Annotated in this window: 19 protein-coding genes; 7 read left to right on the plus strand and 12 right to left on the minus strand. The window is 74.1% G+C overall.

Translation table 11 applies throughout. The annotated features are described in order from the left end of the window. Positions 1-79 precede the first annotated feature (79 nt). The gene (locus OG444_RS07260) at positions 80-685 is read right to left on the minus strand and encodes a rhodanese-like domain-containing protein (protein WP_327261359.1); all 606 of its coding nucleotides are present in this window, start codon (positions 683-685) and stop codon (positions 80-82) included. 94 nt (positions 686-779) lie between these two features. On the opposite strand from OG444_RS07260, the gene OG444_RS07265 reads away from it, so the two are divergent. Continuing rightward, on the plus strand, positions 780-1,226 hold the full coding sequence (locus OG444_RS07265) for an Lrp/AsnC family transcriptional regulator (protein WP_327261360.1): 447 nt from the start codon (positions 780-782) through the stop codon (positions 1,224-1,226). Here OG444_RS07265 and OG444_RS07270 read toward each other — a convergent pair. The 3 genes from OG444_RS07270 to OG444_RS07280 form a co-directional block, all read right to left on the minus strand. After that, positions 1,216-4,227, minus strand: a complete 3,012-nt coding sequence (locus tag OG444_RS07270) for an SMC family ATPase (protein ID WP_327261361.1) — start codon at positions 4,225-4,227, stop codon at positions 1,216-1,218. The genes OG444_RS07265 and OG444_RS07270 overlap by 11 nt on opposite strands. Next, positions 4,224-5,393: an exonuclease SbcCD subunit D gene (locus tag OG444_RS07275; RefSeq protein ID WP_327261362.1), complete on the minus strand. Its 1,170-nt coding sequence runs from the start codon at positions 5,391-5,393 to the stop codon at positions 4,224-4,226. Before OG444_RS07275 ends, OG444_RS07270 begins: the two co-directional genes overlap by 4 nt. 85 nt (positions 5,394-5,478) lie before the next feature. Next, positions 5,479-6,105, minus strand: coding sequence for a YigZ family protein (locus OG444_RS07280; protein WP_327261363.1), 627 nt, complete (start codon positions 6,103-6,105; stop codon positions 5,479-5,481). Between the two features lie 53 nt (positions 6,106-6,158). Between OG444_RS07280 and OG444_RS07285 the strand changes: the two genes are divergently transcribed. Further along, positions 6,159-6,683: a hypothetical protein gene (locus tag OG444_RS07285; RefSeq protein ID WP_327261364.1), complete on the plus strand. Its 525-nt coding sequence runs from the start codon at positions 6,159-6,161 to the stop codon at positions 6,681-6,683. Here OG444_RS07285 and OG444_RS07290 read toward each other — a convergent pair. Next, positions 6,672-7,223, minus strand: a complete 552-nt coding sequence (locus OG444_RS07290; protein ID WP_327261365.1) for a hypothetical protein — start codon at positions 7,221-7,223, stop codon at positions 6,672-6,674. The genes OG444_RS07285 and OG444_RS07290 overlap by 12 nt on opposite strands. Before the next feature lie 203 nt (positions 7,224-7,426). On the opposite strand from OG444_RS07290, the gene OG444_RS07295 reads away from it, so the two are divergent. Beyond that, positions 7,427-7,831 carry a CoA-binding protein gene (locus OG444_RS07295; protein ID WP_327261366.1) on the plus strand — a complete coding sequence of 135 codons (405 nt, stop codon included), beginning with the start codon at positions 7,427-7,429 and terminating at the stop codon, positions 7,829-7,831. Here OG444_RS07295 and OG444_RS07300 read toward each other — a convergent pair. Next, entirely contained in the window at positions 7,828-8,442 is a 615-nt protein-coding gene (locus OG444_RS07300) for a helix-turn-helix domain-containing protein (RefSeq protein ID WP_327266686.1), read from the minus strand. The genes OG444_RS07295 and OG444_RS07300 overlap by 4 nt on opposite strands. A gap of 106 nt (positions 8,443-8,548) precedes the next feature. Between OG444_RS07300 and OG444_RS07305 the strand changes: the two genes are divergently transcribed. Next, positions 8,549-9,415 carry a DMT family transporter gene (locus tag OG444_RS07305; protein WP_327261367.1) on the plus strand — a complete coding sequence of 289 codons (867 nt, stop codon included), beginning with the start codon at positions 8,549-8,551 and terminating at the stop codon, positions 9,413-9,415. Positions 9,416-9,430: 15 nt separating this feature from the next. Here the strand turns inward: OG444_RS07305 and OG444_RS07310 are convergent, their stop codons facing one another. Beyond that, positions 9,431-10,192, minus strand: coding sequence for an acyltransferase (locus OG444_RS07310; protein WP_327261368.1), 762 nt, complete (start codon positions 10,190-10,192; stop codon positions 9,431-9,433). A 139-nt stretch (positions 10,193-10,331) separates the two neighbouring features. On the opposite strand from OG444_RS07310, the gene OG444_RS07315 reads away from it, so the two are divergent. Then, complete coding sequence (locus OG444_RS07315) at positions 10,332-10,877, plus strand: gamma carbonic anhydrase family protein (protein ID WP_327261369.1); 546 nt, start codon at positions 10,332-10,334, stop codon at positions 10,875-10,877. On the opposite strand, the gene OG444_RS07320 is transcribed toward OG444_RS07315, so the two are convergent. The 4 genes from OG444_RS07320 to OG444_RS07335 form a co-directional block, all read right to left on the minus strand. After that, positions 10,874-11,563 (minus strand): ankyrin repeat domain-containing protein, encoded by a 690-nt coding sequence (locus OG444_RS07320; RefSeq protein WP_327261370.1) that lies wholly within the window; start codon positions 11,561-11,563, stop codon positions 10,874-10,876. The two genes, OG444_RS07315 and OG444_RS07320, sit on opposite strands and share 4 nt — an antisense overlap. Then, on the minus strand, positions 11,560-12,231 hold the full coding sequence (locus OG444_RS07325; protein ID WP_327261371.1) for a DedA family protein: 672 nt from the start codon (positions 12,229-12,231) through the stop codon (positions 11,560-11,562). Before OG444_RS07325 ends, OG444_RS07320 begins: the two co-directional genes overlap by 4 nt. Positions 12,232-12,289: 58 nt before the next feature. After that, positions 12,290-14,800 carry a glycoside hydrolase family 3 protein gene (locus OG444_RS07330; RefSeq protein ID WP_327261372.1) on the minus strand — a complete coding sequence of 837 codons (2,511 nt, stop codon included), beginning with the start codon at positions 14,798-14,800 and terminating at the stop codon, positions 12,290-12,292. A gap of 257 nt (positions 14,801-15,057) precedes the next feature. Further along, positions 15,058-15,510 carry a DUF4442 domain-containing protein gene (locus OG444_RS07335; RefSeq protein WP_327261373.1) on the minus strand — a complete coding sequence of 151 codons (453 nt, stop codon included), beginning with the start codon at positions 15,508-15,510 and terminating at the stop codon, positions 15,058-15,060. Between the two features lie 96 nt (positions 15,511-15,606). Between OG444_RS07335 and OG444_RS07340 the strand changes: the two genes are divergently transcribed. Together OG444_RS07340 and OG444_RS07345 are read left to right on the plus strand one after the other, a co-directional pair. Then, entirely contained in the window at positions 15,607-16,623 is a 1,017-nt protein-coding gene (locus OG444_RS07340) for a hypothetical protein (protein WP_327261374.1), read from the plus strand. Between the two features lie 69 nt (positions 16,624-16,692). Further along, positions 16,693-18,054, plus strand: coding sequence for an MFS transporter (locus tag OG444_RS07345; RefSeq protein WP_327261375.1), 1,362 nt, complete (start codon positions 16,693-16,695; stop codon positions 18,052-18,054). A gap of 75 nt (positions 18,055-18,129) precedes the next feature. Here the strand turns inward: OG444_RS07345 and OG444_RS07350 are convergent, their stop codons facing one another. After that, the gene (locus OG444_RS07350; protein ID WP_327266687.1) at positions 18,130-18,921 is read right to left on the minus strand and encodes a spermidine synthase; all 792 of its coding nucleotides are present in this window, start codon (positions 18,919-18,921) and stop codon (positions 18,130-18,132) included. Positions 18,922-18,945 lie beyond the last annotated feature (24 nt).

Here is an 18,945-nt window from a genome sequence, read left to right on the forward strand (position 1 = left end):
GGCCGGCCGCCCCGCCGCGAACGACGGACGGGCCGCCCATCCCCCGGGGAAGGGCGGCCCGTCCGCGTCGCCGGGCACCTCAGCAGCCGCAGTCGTCCGAGTCGGTCGGCGCGGTCAGCGGGTCGGCGCCGGCGCGCTGCCGGCTGCCCTCCCAGGTCTCGACCTCGAAGCCCTCGCGGATCCAGTACTCGATGCCGCCGAGCATCTCCTTGACCTGGAAGCCGAGTTCGGCCAGGGCGAGGGCGGAGCGCGTGCCGCCGTTGCAGCCCGGCCCCCAGCAGTACGTCACCACGGGGATGTTCCTGTCCAGGAGCCGCTCGGCCTGCTCGGGGATGAGGGCGGTGGGCAGGTGGACGGCGCCGGGCACGTGGGCCTGGTCCCAGGACGGGGTGGAGCGGGAGTCGACGAGCTGGAAGCCGAGCTCAGCGCCCTGCTCGCGGTGGGCCTTGAACGCACTGGCGACGTCCGACACGTCCGCGTGGAAGGCCAGGCTCGCGGCGAAGTAGGCGGCGGCCGCGGCCGGGGAGGCCGGCGGCACCCGGAGCACGGGGTTGGCCGCGGGGGCCGGGGCGGAAGCCGAGCCGGTCGCGGAAACCGGGGCGGTCGCGGAAGCCAGGGCGGGCGCGGAAGCCGGGGCGGAAGCGGCGGGGGCAGCGGCGGATGAAGGGTTCTGCGTCGTCGTCATGGCAAGAAATCTACGATCCGCCGATCATCACAGGAAGTGACTTTCCCCGGCCTTTCGCTTGTCCGGCCGGGGAAACCCCTGCTAGTTCTCGAACATGACCGACTATTCCCCTGACGCCACCGACTGGCGGATCCTCGAAGCCCTCCAGCGGGACGGACGCGCCAGTTTCACCGAGCTCGCCCGCTCCGTGTCCATGTCCGCGAGCGCCGTCACCGAGCGGGTCCGACGGCTGGAGGAGACCGGCATCATCACCGGCTACACGGCGGTGGTGGACCCGGAGAAGCTCGGCAAGTCGATCCTCGCCCTCGTCCGGCTGCGCTACCCGCACGGCAACTACAAGCCGTTCCACGACTTCCTGGAGGCCGCCCCCGAGATCCTGGAGGCGCACCACGTCACCGGCGACGACTGCTTCGTGCTCAAGGTGGCCGCCCGCTCGATGGCCCACCTGGAGGAGGTCACGGGCCGGATCTCGGGCCTCGGCCCGGTGACGACGAGCGTCGTCTACTCCTCGCCTCTGCCCCGCAGGCCGCTCAGTCCGTGAGCGCCGCCGTCCGGTGGCGCACCACGGAGCCGCCGCGCTGCTTGACGATCTCCAGCTGGGCCTGGACCCGGGTGCGCAGGTCGGCGACGTGGCTGACGATGCCGACACTGCGGTCCCGCTCGCGCAGCGAGTCCAGGACGTCGAGCACCTCGTCCAGGGCCTGGTCGTCGAGGCTGCCGAAGCCCTCGTCGATGAAGAGCGTGTCGAGGCGCATCCCGCCGGCCTCGTCGGTCACCACATCGGCGAGGCCGAGCGCCAGGGCGAGCGAGGCGAAGAAGGTCTCGCCGCCCGACAGGGTGGCGGTGTCCCGCTCGCTGCCCGTCCAGGCGTCGACCACGTGCAGCCCGAGGCCGGAGCGGCCCCGCCCGCTCGCCCGCGCGTCGGAGTGGACGAGGGTGTAGCGGCCGCCGGACATCCGCAGCAGCCGTACCGTCGCGGCGGCGGCCACCTGCTCCAGGCGGGCGGCCAGCACGTAGGCCTCCAGGCGCATCTTGCGCTCGTTGTCGGCGGAGGTGCCCGCGGTGAGTCCGGCGAGCCGCGCGACCCGGTCGTAGGCCTCCCGCAGCGGGCCGAGCGCGCGCAGTTCCTGGTCGGCCTGCCGGGAGAGCCGGTCGAGCTCCGTGCAGCGCACCCGGGCCGCGTCGGCCGCCGACCCTGCTGTACGAAGCTTCGCCGCGGCCGAGGCCGCGTACGCCTCGGCCGCATCCGGCGCGGCCGGAGGCAGGGCTGCCGCCTCGGCGGTGCCGGTCTCGTCGCGGCGGTCCGCCAGCAGGGCCTCCTCCGTCTGCCAGGCGTCCAGCCGGTGTTGGAGCGCAGTGCGTTCGTACTCCGGGAGCACCGCGTCGGCGGCGGCCTCGACGGTGTCGAAGCCGGCCTTGAAGGCGGCGTCGGCGAGCTGGTCGTCGGCCTCCTTCAGCCGGGCGGCGGTGCTCTCGGCCCGGCGCAGCGAGGCGGCCGCGCCGGAGACCATCCGGACCCGGTCGTCCAGGGTGCGGGCGCGGGCCGCGACGGTGGGCGCGCCGTCCCGTACGAGGGCGAGTTCGGCCTCCAGTCCGGCCTGTTCGCGGTCGAGGGCCTCGCGCCGGGAGGCCCGGGCGGCGGCCCGGGTCTCGGCGCCCTGCCGGTCGGCGCTGCGCGCGGCGTGCTCCGACTCGGCCCTGGCGAGCTGCTCGCGGGCCGCGTGCAGTCCGGCGGCCGCGGCGTGGGCGGCGGCGTGGCGGGCACTCAGGTCCGCGGTCAGGGCCAGGAGTTCGGCGGTGGTGGCGTCCCCGGCGGCGGCCGCGGCCTCGGCGCGGGCCTCCTGCGCGGCGGCGAGCCGCCGCTCGACGGCGGCCCGGGCCTGCTCGGCCCGTTCGAAGAGGGCGTGGGAGGTGTCCTCGGCCGCGCGGTCCACGTGGCCGGGGGCCGGGCGGGCCGGAGCGGGGTGCTCCGCGGACCCGCACACGGTGCAGGCCTCCCCCGCCACCAGTGCCTCGGCGAGCTCGGCGGCGATTCCGCGCAGCCGGGCTTCCTTGAGCTCCAGCCAGCGTTCCCTGGCGGCGGCCGACTCCTCGCGCAGGGTGAGCAGTTCGCCCGCGGCGCGCTCGGCGCCGGCGTCGAGCTCGTCGCGCCGGCGGGCGGAGTTCAGCTGCATGCGGGCGGGTTCCAGCCGGCCCGCGAGCTGCTCGGCCAGCGTAGCGGCCTGCTGCGCGGAGTCCGCCCGCTCCTGCAGCGCCGTCCGGGTCGCCTCCCAGCGCTCGAGCCACTCGGCGGACTCCCGGTGCTGCTCCTCGGCGGCCCGGGACTCCCGTTCCAGGTTGGCGCGCTCGCGGCCGATCTCGGCGCAGCGCTGCTCGGTCCGCTGGGCGGCGGCCAGTGCGCCCAGGGCTTCGCGCAGCCGCTGCTCGACGTCGGCCAGCTGCTCGGTTCCCGCTTCCTTCAGCGTGGGCGGGAGCTGTGCACGGGCGGAGGCCTCGGCGTGTGCGGCGGCGAGGTGGGCGGCCGAGGCCGCGCCGCGGAGCTCCAGGGCGGGGGCGACCAGGGCGCCCCGCCGGGCCCGGTCGAGGAGGCCGCGCACGCGGTCCCGCTCGGGGGCGGCCTCGGCGAGCCGGGCGGCCCGGCGGACGGTCTCCGCGTGCCGGCGCTGGAGCCGGTCGAGCTCGCGGGCGTCCTCGGCGGCCCGCCGGGCGGCGGCGTGCCGGCTCTCGACGGCGGCCAGCGCGTACTCGGTGACGTCGAGTCGCTCGCGGGCCGCGCAGCGGGCGACGGCCGCCCAGGCGCGGACGGCCTCGCCGAGCCCGGGGTCGCCCGGCTGGTGCCGGGGCATCGGCCAGGCCCGCAGGTCGGCGCTGTCCCCGGCGGCCTGGGCGAGCCGCTGGGCGGTGTGGAGCACCTTCTCGTCGCCGGCCCGGACCTTCGCCTCGGCGGCCCGGCGGCGTTCGCCGAGCAGGGCTTCGACGGCGGCGAAGCGGCGGGTGTCGAAGAGCCGGCCGAGCAGGCGGCCGCGGGCGGCCTCGTCGGCGCGCAGGAACCGCGCGAACTCCCCCTGTGGCAGGAGCACGACCTGGCAGAACTGCTCGCGGCTCATGCCGAGCAGCTGCTCGATCTCCTCGCCGATCTCCTGGTGGGAGCGGCTGAGCGGTTCCCAGCCCTCGCCGGTGTGCTCGCGCAGCCGGCTCTGGGCCTTGTCCCTGGTGGTACCGGTGCCGCGCTTCTTCAAGCGCTCCTGTTCGGGGCGCCGGGTGATCTCCAGGCGGCGGCCGCCCGCGGTGAGTTCGAGGGTGACCTCGGTCGGGGTGCGGTCGGCGGCGTGGTCGCTGCGAAGGCTGGTGCCGGGGGCCTGGCGGGGGCCGGGGACGGAACCGTAGAGGGCGTAGCAGACGGCGTCGAGTACGGAGGTCTTCCCGGCGCCGGTGGGCCCGTGGAGCAGGAAGATCCCTGCGCCGGACAGGGCGTCGAAGTCGATCTCCTGGGGTTCGGCGAAGGGACCGAAGGCGGTGACGGCGAGCCGGTGCAGCCTCATCGGTGGGTCTCCCGGTGGCTGTCGTCGGCCCGCACGTCGTCGAAGGCGCCCTGGAGGACGGCCCGTTCGGCCTCGTCGGCGTGGCCGCCGCCGCGCACGTGGGCGACGAAGTCCTCGGCGATCTCCTGGTCGCTGCGGCCCTTGAGCCGCTGGGCGTAGGAGGCGCCGGTCTCCTCCCGGCGGCCCTCGGGGTCGAAGGCGAGGGTGAGGGTGTGCGGGAAGCGGGCGGCGAGCCGGGCCATGGGGTCGTCCGGGCGGACGGGGTCGGTGAGGGTGGCCTCGACCCAGGCGTCCTCGTGCACCTGGTGGGCCGGATCCTCCAGCAGGTCCTCCAGCCGTCCGCGCAGCCGGGCGAGGGTGCGCGGGACGGGGGTGTCGAGGCGCTCGGAGCGGATGATCTCTCCGTCCGCACCCAGCTCGATCAGCCACATGCTCTTGCGGTGGGCGGCCTCGGAGAAGGAGTAGGCGAGCGGGGAACCGGAGTAGCGGACCCGTTCGCCGATGGTCTGGCTGCCGTGGAGGTGGCCGAGGGCGGCGTAGTCCACGCCGTCGAAGACGGAGGCGGGTACGGCGTCGACCCCGCCGACGGTGATGTCGCGCTCGCTGTCGCTGGCCTGTCCGCCCGTGACGAAGGCGTGCGCGAGGACGATCGAACGGGTGCCGGGCGCGCGGGTGGCCAGGTCGGCCCGGATCCGGTCCATGGCGGCACCGAGTACCGCCTCGTGGCTCACCTTCTCCGCACCGAACTGGTCCTTGACCAGGGCCGGCTCCAGGTACGGCAGGCCGTACAGCGCCACGTCGCCGTGTACGTCGGCCAGTACGACGGGGTCGGCGCAGCCGGCCGGATCGGTGCGCAGGTGGATCCCGGCCCGGTCGATCAGCCCGGCGCCGACGCCGAGGCGGCGCGCGGAGTCGTGATTGCCGGAGATCATCACCGTGGGCACGCCGAGGTCGGCGAGGCGGTGCAGGGCCCGGTCGTACAGCTCGACGGCGGGCAGCGGGGGCACGGCCCGGTCGTAGATGTCACCGGCGACGAGGACGGCGTCGACCTCGTGCGTGCGCACGGTCTCGATGAGGTGGTCGATGAAGACCGCCTGGGCGCCGAGCATGTTGACCCGGTGGAAGGCCCGGCCGAGGTGCCAGTCGGAGGTGTGCAGGAATTTCACTCGCCGGCCCCGTCGCGCATGCCGTCTCCCCCTGGTCGTCTCCCGCTCGCTGAACCCCTCTACGCTAACCCGTCCCCGGGGGCGCTCAGGGCGCGTACGTCTCTCCGCCGAGGGTGAGAGCGGCGCTGCCCGCCGTGGTGTCGGCGAGCCAGGCCTCGAAGGCCGGTAGATCCGCCTCGGGGAGGGCCACCTCGATCTCGACCTCGGCGCCGTAGCGCAGGTCCACCACGGTCCGGCCGGTGGAGCGCAGATCGTTCTGGGTCTTGCCGGCCCGCTGGTGGTCGACGGTGACGGTGGCCAGCCGGTATCGGCGGCGGGTGACGGTGCCGAGCTCGTCGAGGGCCTCGCCGACGACTCCGCCGTAGGCCCTGATCAGGCCGCCGGCGCCGAGCTTCACGCCGCCGTAGTAGCGGGTGACGACGGCGACCGCGTAGCGGACGTCGCGGCGCATGAGCATCTGCAGCATGGGTACCCCGGCGGTGCCTCCGGGCTCGCCGTCGTCGCTGGCCTTCTGGATCGAGGCGTCGGCTCCGACGACGTAGGCGAAGCAGTTGTGCGTGGCGGTCGGGTGCTCCTTGCGGATGCGCGCGACGAAGTCCTGCGCCTCCTGCTCGGTCGCGGCGGGCGCGAGCGAGCACAGGAAGCGCGATCGGTTGATCTCGGACTCGTGCACGCCCTCGCGGGCCACCGTCACGTACTGGTCTGCCTTCACCTCACAACCCTAAGCGCTGGTGAGGGGCGGGACTCCCCCCTAGGTTGGCGGTCATGGACCTGCAGGGGAGGAGCTACCGGTACGTGGGCCCGGCCGAGCTGAGGGCGCTGGTCCGGCCGGGGGCGGAGGGCCGCGGCATCCGCTCGGCGGCGGACTTCGAGGACTGGATCTCGGGCCGGCCCGGGGCCGAACCGTCCGAACCCTTCACGTTCGTCGTGGACGCCGCCGGGGTGCTGCGGCTCGCACCGCGGCGCAGCGAGCACGTGGTCTGCGCGGGCGGTGGCCCGGTGCTGAGCGCCGGGGAGATGGGCTTCGGGCGGGAGTCCGGGCGGTGGGTGGTCCGCACGGTGAGCAACCTGTCGACCGGGTACTGCCCGGACGTCGCCTCGTGGCCGGCCGTCGCGGGCGCCCTGGCCGCGGCGGGGATCGGGCATCCGGCCGGCTTCACCCACGAGGTGGTCTTCCGGCGCTGCCCGGCCTGCCGCGAGCTGAACATCGTCCGGGAGGGGGACTTCGTCTGCGTCTTCTGCGACGCGTCCCTGCCACCGGCCTGGAACGTGGACCCGTCAGCCGGGTAGGCCCAGCACGGCCCGGAAACTCTCGCGCCCCGCCGCGACGCTCGCTTCCCACAGACCCGCCGCGTCACCGCTCAGCGAACGGGCCTGCAGGGATTCCTCCTGGGCCAGGAAGCCGCCGCCGGCAGCCACGTTCCGGTCCAGCAGGCCCATCGCGGTGAGCACGGCGTGACCGCAGGACAGCGCGTGGCGGGCCTCTGCGGTGGCGTTGGCCAGCAGGGCGTACCGCAGGGCGAGGACACCGAAGAAGGCGAACGTCCCGGCGGTATCGGTGATGCCCTCCTCGCCCGGCCGCAGTTCCGGAAAACCCTCCAGCGCGCGCACGCGCTCGGCGGCGTCGGGCAGGGGCCGGTCCGCGCACCAGAGACCGCGCACGGACTCCACGCAGAGGTCCAGGTGGGCTTCGCGGTCCGGCATTCCGGCCCGCATGCCGATGAACAGGGGCACCGCGCGTTCGGCGCAGGCGGCCACGTACAGGCGGACCGCCTCGTCGTCACCCGTGCGCAGGGCCTGCGCGACGGCCCCCTCCACCAGTGTGTCCACGTCGTGCCCCTCGTGCCCCTCGTGCCCCTCGTGCCGTCGAACGGATCGACAGACTACGGGGCGGCCCCGGGAGCGGAAGCGGGCACCGGCGCCCGGGAATCGCGCCCGCCGGTTTTCGGTTGATGCCGCTGAGCGCCGGTCCTACGCGGTGGAGAAGCAGCCGACAGGGCCGGCGGGGACGAGAACACCAGGAGGCGGCACACGTGTACGGCGACCCGGCAACCATCCGCAAGATCCTCACCGAGCTCGGCGACACCTGGGCCGTGGTGGGTCTCTCGAACAACCAGGACCGCGCGGCCTACGGGGTGGCCCGCGTGCTCCAGCGTTTCGGCAAGCGCGTGGTCCCCGTGCACCCCAAGGCGGAGACCGTGCACGGCGAGCCCGGCTACGCCTCGCTGGCGGACATCCCGTTCAAGGTCGACGTGGTGGACGTCTTCGTGAACAGCGAGCTGGCCGGCCCGGTGGCCGACCAGGCGGCCGCGGTCGGCGCCGAGGCCGTCTGGTTCCAGCTCGGTGTGATCGACGAAGCCGCGTTCGCCCGCACCCGCGAGGCGGGACTGGCCATGGTGATGGACCGCTGCCCGGCGATCGAGATCCCCGCGCTCTAACCGGCCGACGAGCCCCCGTGCGCATGCGCGGACAGCGGCGCCGACACCGGGGGCACCGACACCGCGAGGGTCATCTCCATCGGTACAGAGCCGTCGTTGCGGTAGGCGTGGGCGAGGTTGGCCTCGAAGGTGGCGGCGGCCCCGGCCGGTACGCGGAACTCCTCGTCCCCGACCACCAGGGTCAGCTCCCCGGCCGTGACGTGCAGCATCTCGATGGTGCCGGACGGGTGCGGGACGGAGTCCGTCCCCTCGCCCGGCACCAGGTGCCAGGTCCACAGCTCCATCGGCCCGCGCTCGTCGGTGCCGATCAGCATCGTGGTCGAACTGCCCGCCTCGCTGGACCAGATCCGGACCACCTGGTCCGGCGGGACGATCCGGACCTGCGGGCCCCGGTCGTGGTCGAGGAGCGCGGAGATGCTGACCCCCAGTGCGTCGGCCAGCCTGACCGTGGTGCCCACGCTGGGGTTCGTACGGGCCTGCTCGATCTGGATGATCATCCCTCGGCTCACTCCCGCGCGGGCCGCCAGGGAGTCCAGGGTGAAGCCGCGCTCACCGCGCCACCGCTTGAGGTTCCGGGCGAGCGCCTGGGTGAGCTGTTCGAGATCCGACACCATTCCGTCCAATATTTTGGATGACACAGTCCAACAGAGTGCACTAACGTGTTCTGTATTCGATGCTGCACTCCAGCGTTCACTGCACTGTACTGCGAGGACCCCCATGACCGCCCTCTTCGCTCTGGCCACAGCCGTGCTGTGGGGGCTCGCCGACTTCGGCGGCGGGCTGCTGACCCGCCGGATACCGGCGCTCACCGTGGTCGTCGTCTCGCAGATCGTCGCCGTGGTCGTGCTCGGCGCGGTGGTCCTCGGCACCGGCGCCTGGCGGGAGGCCGGACCGCAACTGTGGTTCGCGGTGGGTGCGGGCCTGGTCGGGCCGGTCGCCATGCTGAGCTTCTACAAAGCGCTGGCCCTCGGCCCGATGGGCGTGGTCTCGCCGCTCGGCTCCCTCGGCGTGGTCGTGCCCGTCACCGCGGGGCTGATCCTGGGCGAGCGGCCCGGACTCGGCCAGTTCGCGGGGATCGCGGTGGCGGTCGTCGGCATCGTCCTCGCAGGCGGCCCCGAGCTGCGCGGCGCGCCCGTCCAGCGGCAGGCCGTCATCCTCACCCTGGTCGCGGCCTTCGGTTTCGGTGCGGTGATGGCCCTGATATCAGAGGCGTCCAGCACCATCACCGGGCTGTTCCTCGCCCTGTTCGTACAGCGGGTCACCAATGTCACCGTCGGCGGCGCAGCCCTGTGGGCGCAGACCCGGCGCGGCATACCAGCCCTCCCGGCGGGCACCGGCCCGCGGGTCCTGTGGGGGCTGCTGCCCGCGCTGGCCTTCGTCGGCCTCGCGGATGTCGCGGCGAACGGCACGTACTCCATAGCCGCCCAGAACGGTCCGGTCACCATGGCCGCCGTGCTGTCCTCGCTCTACCCGGTGATCACCGCGCTGGCCGCCTTCGCCGTGCTCAAGGAACGGCTGCGCACGGTCCAGGCGGCGGGTGCGGGCCTCGCCCTCGCCGGAACGGTTCTCCTGGCCGCGGGCTGACCCACCGGCCCACCCCTACGCGTGCTCGGCCTCCGCGAGCTCGGCCTCCGTGAGCTCGGCCAGTCCGCGCAGTTGCTCCGGGGTCATCCCGTCCGGGATCGGCACCGGCGCGGGCGTGCGCAGCGGGGGCTGCCAGCCCGTCTCGGGCTGCCAGCGCCGCACGATGCGCGCCGGGGCCCCCGCCACCACGGCATGGTCCGGTACGTCGCCCCGTACGACGGCCCCCGCGGCCACCACGACGTTGCGCCCGAGCCGTGCGCCCGGCAGGATCACCGCTCCGGTGCCGAGCCAGCACCCCGGGCCGATCTCCACGGGCTCGCTGCGCGGCCACTGCCGGCCGACGGGCTCGTGCGGGTCGTCGTAACTGTGGTTGGTGGACGTGATGTAGACCCCGGGACCGCAGAAGGTGTTCGACTCGATGGTGATCCGGGCGTCGGCGATGACATGGCTGTTGCGGCCGATGACCACCCCGTCGCCGAGCACGAGCATCGGCTCGGCCCCCAGGTCGAGGTCCGGCATCATCCCGGCGGTGAGGGTGACCTGCTCGCCGATGATGCAGTGCGAGCCGATCCGGATCCACCGCTCGCCGAAGACCGTGCCCTGCGGGAAGGCGAGCCGGGTGCCCTCGCCGATCGCACCGAACCGCAGCCGCCCCGGGGTCTGCGCGGTCACCGCACCGGCCTGCTGCATCCAGCGCCAGCCGGTGTGGACCACGCGGCTCGCCAGCCGGCGGCGCGCGGCCGTCAGAGATGAGAACGTGTTCTGTTTCTTCGGCACCCGGCCACGGTAGTGCGCCGGACCCCGGACGCCCCGGCCGCACTCCTGTGATCTTCACCCCATCGCGGATCCGGCGGTGCGCGTGGCCTACGGTGCCGTTAGCGCGGCAACCGGACGACAGACGGCAGAGGAAGAGAACATGACGCACCAGGCGGCCCAGGCACTCGTGGCGGGTGTCGGCGGCAAGAACCCCGACATCGACCCGACGGCCTTCACGGCCCCGACCTCGGTCGTGCTCGGCGAGGTCACCCTCGCCGCCGGAGCGAGCATCTGGTACTCGGCGGTGCTGCGCGCCGACTGCGGCCCGATCACGCTCGGCGCCGACAGCAACGTGCAGGACAACTGCACGGTCCACGTGGACCCCGGTTTCCCGGTCTCGATCGGCGAGCGCGTCTCCATCGGCCACAACGCCGTCGTGCACGGCTGCACCGTCGAGGACGACTGCCTGATCGGCATGGGGGCGACCGTGCTGAACGGCGCGGTCATCGGCGCCGGTTCCCTGGTGGCCGCGCAGGCACTGGTCCCGCAGGGAATGATCGTCCCGCCCGGCTCGCTGGTCGCGGGCGTGCCCGCCAAGGTCCGCCGCGAGCTGACCGACGAGGAGCGCGAGGGCATCAAGGTCAACGCCCTGATGTACGTGGAGCTGGCCAAGCAGCACCGTGCCTCGGTCACCCCGGACGCCTAACGGGAATTCCATGCGGCCACGAGCAGGGCTCTGACGGTCCGGTACTCGTCGTGGCGCGTGCCCGGGCCCGGCCTCGTGCTGCCGGTGGCCCTCTGTCCCGCAACGCCTTCCCGGAAGGTCCGCTCGGTGAGGGCGGCGCCCCGCTCGAGGAGCCGTTCCACCGTGGCCGGGCAGCCGGAGCGGGCGGCCCAGTCGAGCGCGGTGCAGTCCCGCTTCATCTCCTCGATGTCGGCGCCCCGGTCCAGCAGCAGGTCCACGAGCTCCGGGCTCCCGCCCTCCGGGGCGGTGGCCGCCAGGATCAGCGGCACGGAGCGGATCCGGCCCGCGGGGCCGCCCGGTGGGGCGCCGGCGTCGAGGAGGGCCCGGGCGACGTCCGCGTAGCCGTTCATCGCGGCCAGGACCAGCGGCGTCGCCTCGTCGTAAGGGCCCGCGACGATCCGGGGGTCGGCGCCGGCCGCGAGCAGCAACCGGACGACCTCCGCGTGCCCGGCGCAGACGGCCAGGTCCAGTGCCCGCCGTCCTCCGGGGACCCAGGCGTCGACCTCGGCTCCCCCGGCCAGCAGGGACCGCACCCGGGCCGAGTCGCCCTTCTCCGCCGCGCGGCCCAGCCCGTTCGCCAGGGGGTGGTACTCGTCCGACCGGCCTTCGTCGGACCAGTCCGGCTCGGTCGGCTCCGCTGCCGTCACTCGCCGACTGTGGCCGGGGCGGACTGCTGCGCCGGGATCTCCGCCTCGGCGGCCCCGACGGCCGCGGCCGCCTTCTTCATCCGGCTGCGCACCACCAGCGTCACCGCGAGCCCGAACAGCACCGCGAGCCCCAGGGCCAGCCAGGAGAACCGCTTGAGCCACGGCTCGGCGACGATCCCGACCGAGTAGATGACGGCCGTGGTGCCGCCCGCCCAGAGGATGCCGCCGAGGACGTTCGCGACGAGGAAGCGCCAGTACGGCATGTGCAGCACGCCCGCCAGGGGCCCTGCGAAGATCCGCAGCAGCGCCACGAACCGGCCGAAGAAGACGGCCCACATGCCCCACTTCTCGAAGGAGCGTTCCGCCAGCGCCACCTGCTGCGGTCCGAAGTGCTTGGGGAAGCGCCGGCCCAGCCGTTCCAGCAGCGGCTTGCCGCCCCGGCGGCCGATCGCATAGCCGATCGAGTCACCGACGATCGCCCCGGTGATGGCGCACAGGCCCAGGATCACGGGGTCGACCTCCCCGTGCTGCGAGGCCAGCAGGGCCGAGCTGACCAGGATGATCTCTCCCGGCAGCGGGATGCCGAGGCTCTCCAGCCCGATGACCAGACCCACCAGGAGATAGATGCTGACCGCCGGAATCGTCTCCAGCCATTCCTGGATGTGCACCGGTACGTCCTCCCGAGTCGTCGCCGGCGCGCCCCCTGTGACACGCCGAACGGGCAGCCTATCGGCTCGTCACGACCGCCTTGGACCTCAGTGGCAGTTCGCGCGACGAACGGCCGGCGAACACCGTCCGGCGGCCGGTGCCGAGCACCCAGCGGTGCTGCTCCGGGTCCCATGACGACAGCGCCCGCGCCGCGATGTCGACGGTGACCCGCTGCGCCTGGCCCGGTGCCAGGACGAGCCGCCGGTAGCCGGCCAGTGCGCGAACCGGCTGGTCGAGTTCCAGTTCCGTGGACGGGCCGATGTACACCTGGGCCACTTCGGTGCCCTTGCGCCGACCGGTGTTGCGGACGGTGAACTCCGCGCGCAGCCCTCCGCGCTCCGGCCGGACGGTGAGCTGCTCGTACTGCCAGGTGGTGTACGAGAGCCCGTGCCCGAAGGGGAACAGGGGGGTCACGCGCTGCGCGTCGTACCAGCGGTGGCCCACGTGGACGCCCTCGGAGTACTCCTGCCTGCCGCCCACCCCCGGGTAGCGCAGCGGGTCGCCGCCGACCGGGGTCGACCGCTCGTCGGCCGGGAAGGTCTGGGTGAGCCGCCCGCCCGGGTCCACGTCCCCGAAGAGCAGGTCGGCGGTGGCTCCCGCGCCCTCCTGTCCCGGGTAGTACATCTGGAGGACCGCTCCGGTACGCGGGAGCCACGGCATGGTCGTACTGGAGGAGGTGTTGAGCACTACGGTCGTACGGGGGTTGGCGGCGGTCACCGCCTCGATCAGCCGCTCCTGCCCTCCCGGCAGCGCCAGCGAGGTCCGGTCCCTGCCCTCGGTGGCGTCCTCGTAGGCGAACAGGACCACACTGCGGGCCGACTTCGCGGTCCTCACGGCCTCGGCGAGGTCCGCGGCGCGGATCGCTCCGGTGGTGTGCCGGAGCCGGAAGCGCTGGCCCTTGTCCCCGCCCTCGGCGGTCACGGCGAGCCGGTGGGTGCCCGCCTTGAGGGCGAGGGCGCGGCGGCGGACGCTCATCCCGTCGGGCGCGGAGCCCAGCAGCCCTCCGGCGAAGTACTCGGCCACGCCCTGGCGGACGGGGAACAGCTCCTCCCCGTCGAGGCGGACGACGGGCCTCTTCCCGGTGTAGTGGACGAGCAGGGTCCACTCGTCGTCGGCCGCGAGGCGGAACTCCCCCTGGTGGCTCCAGACGCGCCCGGGGTCCACGGCCCGCTCGTCGAGGTCGGCGGCCGGGGTCAGCAGCCCCGCCGGGAGCGGGCGTCCGTAGAGGTCCTCGCCGAGGGCGTAGCGCACGGCCGCGCCCTTCCCGGCCCGCTGCCGGATGGCGGTGAGCGGGGCGGCGGCCCCGTCGGGGATCACGTGTGCGCTGCCGCCGCCGCTGACGAAGGGCACCTGTCCGGTCGGCCCGATCACCGCGATCGAGCGGGCGGCGGCGCCCGTCAGCGGCAGGGTGCCGCGTTCGTTGCGCAGCAGCACCGCCCCTGCTGTGGCCACCTTGCGGGCGGTCCGCGCCCCGGCGGCGGCGTCGCGCGGGGGCCGGGCGGCGGGCCGGGCCGCGAGCAGCCCGAAGCGGTCCATGGTGGTCAGGATCCGGTGGACGGCGAGGTCGACGGCCTCCTCCGGTACGGAGCCGCCGCGCACCGCCTGGCGCAGCGGCCCGCCGAAGTGGGTGCCGCCGGGCATCTCCATGTCGAGGCCGGCGCCGATGGCGGCGACGGTGCTGTGGGTGGCGTCCCAGTCGGACATCACCCAGCCGTCGAACCCCCAGCTTCCGCGCAGCAGTTCGTCGAGCAGTGGCTTGCTCTCGCAGGCGTGGACGCCGTTGACCTTGTTGTAGGCGCCCATGACGGCGCCCGCGCCGGCCGCCACGGCGGCCTCGAAGCCGCGTAGCTCGGTCTCGTGCAGGGTCTGTTCGGCGGCGATCACGTCGACGGTGTCGCGGCCGTGTTCCTGGTTGTTGAGGGCGAAGTGCTTCACGGTGGCGATGAGGCCCTCGTCCTGGATGCCGCGGATCATCTCGCCGACCAGGTCGGCGGTGAGCCCGGGGTCCTCGGCGAAGGTCTCGAAGTTCCGGCCGGCGTACGGGGTGCGGATCAGGTTGGCCATGGGCGACAGCAGGACGTCCTGGCCGAGCGCCCGGCCCTCGCGGCCGATGACCCGGCCGTACTCGCGGGCCAGCGCCGGGTCGAAGGCGGAGGCGAGCAGGACCGGCGCGGGCAGTGCGGTGGCGGGTCTGGCGACCCGTACCCCGGCGGGTCCGTCGGCGAGGCGCAGCGCCGGGATGCCCAGGCGCGGCACGCCGGGCACGTATCCGGCCTGGCCGAGCGGGGCGGGGTCCCGGGCGCCGTGCAGCAGGGCGGTCTTCTCGTCGAGGGTGAGCCGCTCGAGGAGGGCGTCGATGCGGGCGGCGCCCTTGGGCGCGGGGACGGCCGGAGCGGCCGGCGGCACCTCCGGGGCGCCCGCGCCCGGCGGTACCCCGGGTGCGCAGGCGCCGGTTCCGAGGGCCGCGCCCGCCGTGCCCGCCGCCGCGAGCAGTCGCATCGCGGAACGTCTGGACACGGCGTCGCTCATGGGCGCTCCCTGCGGCGTGGGTCGGCGGGAGCGGCCCGCGCCGGACCGCTCCCGCGCCCACTGTGCTCCGTACGCCCGCCGGGTCCGCCGGGGCGCGCCACCGCGGCGCCCAGGTTCAGCCCTCCGGCAGCGGCGCTGCGCCGTCGGCGTCGCGCCGGGCGACCGCGGCTACGGGCGCTCCCTCCGTCGTCGTGCGACGGACTCCAGGGGGTACCGGCCAGTGGACGCGCTGCTTGCCGTACGGCGCTCGCCGGTCGCTACGCGTTGGGGCGCAGGGTCCAGATGACAGTCATCTCGCCCGTCACGGCCTCGTCCTCGCGCTGGATGGCGATGGTGACCGGGAACTCGGGGCGGCCGCCGGCATCGAGTTCGGCGACGACCTCCGCGGCCGGGCGGCCGAGGGTGGCGGTGGCGGTGACGACGCCCTTGGCGAGCTTCTTGTAGCCGATCTCGGCCCTGACGGCGAGCGGCACGGCGCGCGAGAGCTGGTCGCCGAAGGCGGCCAGGACAATCGCGCCGCTCGCGGACTCGGCGAGGGTGAACATGGCGCCGGCGTGCGGGCCGCCGACGTGGTTGTGGTAGTCGGGCTGGTCCGGGAGCCGGACGACCGCGCGCTCGGGGGTGGTCTCCAGGAACTGGAGGTTCAGGGTCCGGGCCATCGGCACCGTCGCGGCGAGCAGTTCGCCCACGTTCATCTGATCTGCGCTCATGAAACGCGATGTTACCCGCGGGTAGTTCTCGTTGGCCAGAGCTTGCCAGGGGGTGGCCGTGGCTCCTCACGGTCACGGCCACTATCGTTACCGGCCATGTGGCCAGGACAGCAGCAGCCGCCCGGGGGCGAACAGAACCCTCAGGACGCGCAACAGAACCCGTACCAGCAGCAGCCGGGGCAGCCGAACCCGTACCAGCAGCAGCCCGGCTACGGATACCCGCAGCAGCCGGGGTACCAGCCGCCGCAGGCCGTTCCCGGCCAGCAGTGGGGCCAGCCCCAGATGCCCCAGCAGCCCCAGGGCGGCGGTGGGAGCCCGTACTCGACGAAGACCGTGGCCATCGTCGCCGCGGCCGCGGTCGTCGTGGCGGCCGCCGGGACCGGCGCGTTCGTCCTGACCCGGGACGACAAGAACACCGAGGCCAACGACAAGCCGCCGGCGGCCAGCTCCTCGGCGCCGGTCTCCGACGCACCCGCCCCGGCCGGCAGCAGCGCGAACCCGCGGGCCGGCGGCAGCGCCCAGCCCGTCATCCCGGGCTGGAAGGTCGTCGTCAACACGAAGTACGGCGTCGCCTACGACGTGCCCCCCGAGTGGAACGTCAACGAATCCGGAGTGTCCCTCTTCTACGAGGACGAGGTGAAGAAGGACGGCAGCCCCGTCATCACCATGAGCGGGACCGCCACCTTCAAGGGAGAGTGGTGCACGGTCGACAAGAACGCGGACGGCCGCGTCGAGAAGTTCTCGATCGCCGACGCCGGCGTCAAGGGTGCCCAGGGCGCCAAGGACACCGGTCAGGCGGCGCACGACAACACCGGCACCTGGGCCTGGGCCGCGTTCGCGCAGAAGGAGCCCAAGGGAACGGTCAAGGTGACCGACCCCAAGGAGTTCACGTCCGCCTCCGGCCTCAAGGGCCACACCGTGGTGGCGACCGCTGCGAACGTGAAGAAGGAGCACAAGTGCTCCACCGACGGCAAGGCGATCGGCTTCGCCTTCAAGAACACCGTCGGTGACTTCGCCAGCTTCGCGCTCATCAGCGCGTCCGGTGTGAAGGAAGAGGTCCAGGCCGACGTCTACGACAAGATCCTCAGCTCCGTCCGGCTCACCACCCCGTGATCCCCGCGTCCCGTGTCCCGGGTCGGAGATCCGTTTGGATTCTCGGCCCGGGACGGGGATAGTCCGGGGGTGAGCTCTCCCCGCACCGCAGCACCCCGTACACCCGCAAGCCGCCGCCCCGCCTGGGCCGGACGCAACTACAGCCTGCTCACGGGTGCGGCGATCGTGACGAACCTGGGGAGCCACGGGGCGCTCATCGCGGCCGCCTTCGCGGTGATGGAGGCCGGCGGATCCGGCGGCGACGTCGGTCTGGTCGCGGCCGCCCGCACGCTGCCGCTCGTACTCTTCCTGCTCATCGGCGGCGCGGTCGCCGACCGGGTGCCCCGCCACCGCGTGATGGTCGCGGCCAACGCCCTCAACTGCCTCTCGCAGGCCGCCTTCGCCCTCCTCGTCCTCACCGGCGATCCCCAGCTGTGGCAGATGATGCTGCTGACCGCCCTGTGCGGCACCGGCACCGCCTTCTTCAACCCCGCGGCCGAGGGCATGCTGCTGTCCACGGTCTCCGGCGAACACGCCAACCGTGCCTTCGCCCTCTTCCGCATGGCGATGAACGGCGCCGGCATCGGCGGCGCCGCCCTCGGCGGAGCGATGATCGCCGCGATGGGACCGGGCTGGGTCCTGGCGGCCGACGCGGCGGCCTTCGCGGTCGCCGGCGCCCTGCGCGCCTTCCTCGACGTCAGCCACGTCCCCGACCGGGCCCCCGGCGGCGGCCTGCTGTCCGATCTGCGCGAGGGCTGGGTGGAGGTCCGCACCCGCCCCTGGCTGTGGAGCATCGTGCTCCAGTTCTCCGTCGTGGTCGCCGTCGTGGGCGCCGCCGACGCGGTCTACGGACCTCTGGTCGCCCGGGACCAACTGGGCGGGCCCGCGCCCTGGGGCGTGGCCCTGGCCCTCTTCGGGGTCGGCACCATCGCCGGGGCGGTCCTGATGATCGCGTGGAAACCGCGCCGGCTGCTGCTGGTCGGCACCCTGTGCGTGTTCCCGCTGGCGCTGCCCTCGGCGGGACTGGCCGTGCCGCTGCCCGTGTGGGGGCTGTGCGTGGTGATGTTCATCAGCGGCGCCGCGATAGAGGTGTTCGGCGTGAACTGGATGACCGCCATGCACCAGGAGATCCCGGAGGAGAAGTTCTCCCGGGTCACGGCCTACGACTGGTTCGGCTCGGTGTCGATGCTCCCGCTGGCCACCGCCCTCGCCGGGCCGGCCGAATCGGCCTTCGGACGCACCCAGGCCCTGTGGGGCTGCGCGCTCCTGGTCGTCCTGCCCACCGCCCTCGTGCTGCTGGTCCCGGACGTCCGCCGCATGACCCGCAGGTCCCACGGCAAGACCCTCGCGCCAGCCGGTCAGATCCCGACGCCTGCGGACCCCGCACCGGTCGGCCCGGCCCGGGCTCCGGCCGATCCGGCGCCGTCCCCCGCCGACCCGGCCGGTCCCTGACGCAGCACCCGTTCCTGACGCATCGCCCGTCCCTGCGCTCTGCCCGGCCCTGACGCAGCGGTCGGCGCCGGCGGCTCAGCCCAGGCTGAACGCGCCCTCCGGCGGCGCCGGGGAGGGGGCCGCGTCCGCATCGGCCACGGGCACCGCCCCCTTCCTGAACCGGCTCAGCCCGTCCCCGTACTCCACCCTGGCGGGAAACGCGTCGGACGCGCACCGCCGGGCCAGCGCGCCCACCTCCAGCGGGGCGTCGGAGGCCAGCAGCACGGCGTTCCCGAAGCGCCTCCCCCGCAGCACCGCCGGCTCGGCGATCAGCGCCAGCTCACCGAACGCCTCCGCGAAGTTCGCCACCTGCGCCCGCAGGAAGTCGAAGGGCGCCCCGTCGGCGAGGTTCGCCGCGTACAGCCCGCCGGGCCGCAGCACCCGCGCGGCCGCCCGCGCGTACTCCACCGACGTCAGCTGCGCCGGCACCCGCGAGCCGCCGAACACATCGGCCACCACCACGTCCACGCTGTCGGCGGGCGCCGCCTCCAGCCAGGCCCGGGCATCGGCCGTGTGCACCGTGACCCCGGATTCCTCCGGCAGCGGCAGGTGCTCGGCCACCAGCTCGACCAGGCCCGCGTCGAACTCGACGACGCTCTGGCGGGATCCTGGCCGGGTCGCCGCGGCATAGCGCGGCAGGGTGAGCGCGCCCCCGCCGAGGTGCAGGACGTCCAGCGCGAGACCCGGCCCGGCGACGCAGTCCAGGACGTGCGCGAGGCGGCGTACGTACTCGAATTCCAGGTGCTGCGGATCGTCGAGGTCCACATACGACTGCGGGGCCCCGTCGACGGTCAGCAGCCACGCCCGGTCCCGGTCCACGTCCGGCATCAGCTTGGCGGTGCCCTGGCCCAC

This window comes from Streptomyces sp. NBC_01232, from assembly GCF_035989885.1.
GTDB lineage: Bacteria > Actinomycetota > Actinomycetes > Streptomycetales > Streptomycetaceae > Streptomyces.

What these genes read in the sequence shown, in the direction of transcription:
- OG444_RS07285 (WP_327261364.1), top strand. Translation starts at nt 6,159, where the DNA reads ATGGACCTGCAGGGGAGGAGCTACCGGTACGTGGGCCCGGCCGAGCTG.
- OG444_RS07305 (WP_327261367.1), top strand. Translation starts at nt 8,549, where the DNA reads ATGACCGCCCTCTTCGCTCTGGCCACAGCCGTGCTGTGGGGGCTCGCC.
- OG444_RS07260 (WP_327261359.1), bottom strand. Translation starts at nt 685, where the DNA reads ATGACGACGACGCAGAACCCTTCATCCGCCGCTGCCCCCGCCGCTTCC.
- OG444_RS07340 (WP_327261374.1), top strand. Translation starts at nt 15,607, where the DNA reads ATGTGGCCAGGACAGCAGCAGCCGCCCGGGGGCGAACAGAACCCTCAG.
- OG444_RS07330 (WP_327261372.1), bottom strand. Translation starts at nt 14,800, where the DNA reads ATGAGCGACGCCGTGTCCAGACGTTCCGCGATGCGACTGCTCGCGGCG.
- OG444_RS07350 (WP_327266687.1), bottom strand. Translation starts at nt 18,921, where the DNA reads ATGCCGGACGTGGACCGGGACCGGGCGTGGCTGCTGACCGTCGACGGG.
- OG444_RS07270 (WP_327261361.1), bottom strand. Translation starts at nt 4,227, where the DNA reads ATGAGGCTGCACCGGCTCGCCGTCACCGCCTTCGGTCCCTTCGCCGAA.
- OG444_RS07315 (WP_327261369.1), top strand. Translation starts at nt 10,332, where the DNA reads ATGACGCACCAGGCGGCCCAGGCACTCGTGGCGGGTGTCGGCGGCAAG.
- OG444_RS07335 (WP_327261373.1), bottom strand. Translation starts at nt 15,510, where the DNA reads ATGAGCGCAGATCAGATGAACGTGGGCGAACTGCTCGCCGCGACGGTG.
- OG444_RS07265 (WP_327261360.1), top strand. Translation starts at nt 780, where the DNA reads ATGACCGACTATTCCCCTGACGCCACCGACTGGCGGATCCTCGAAGCC.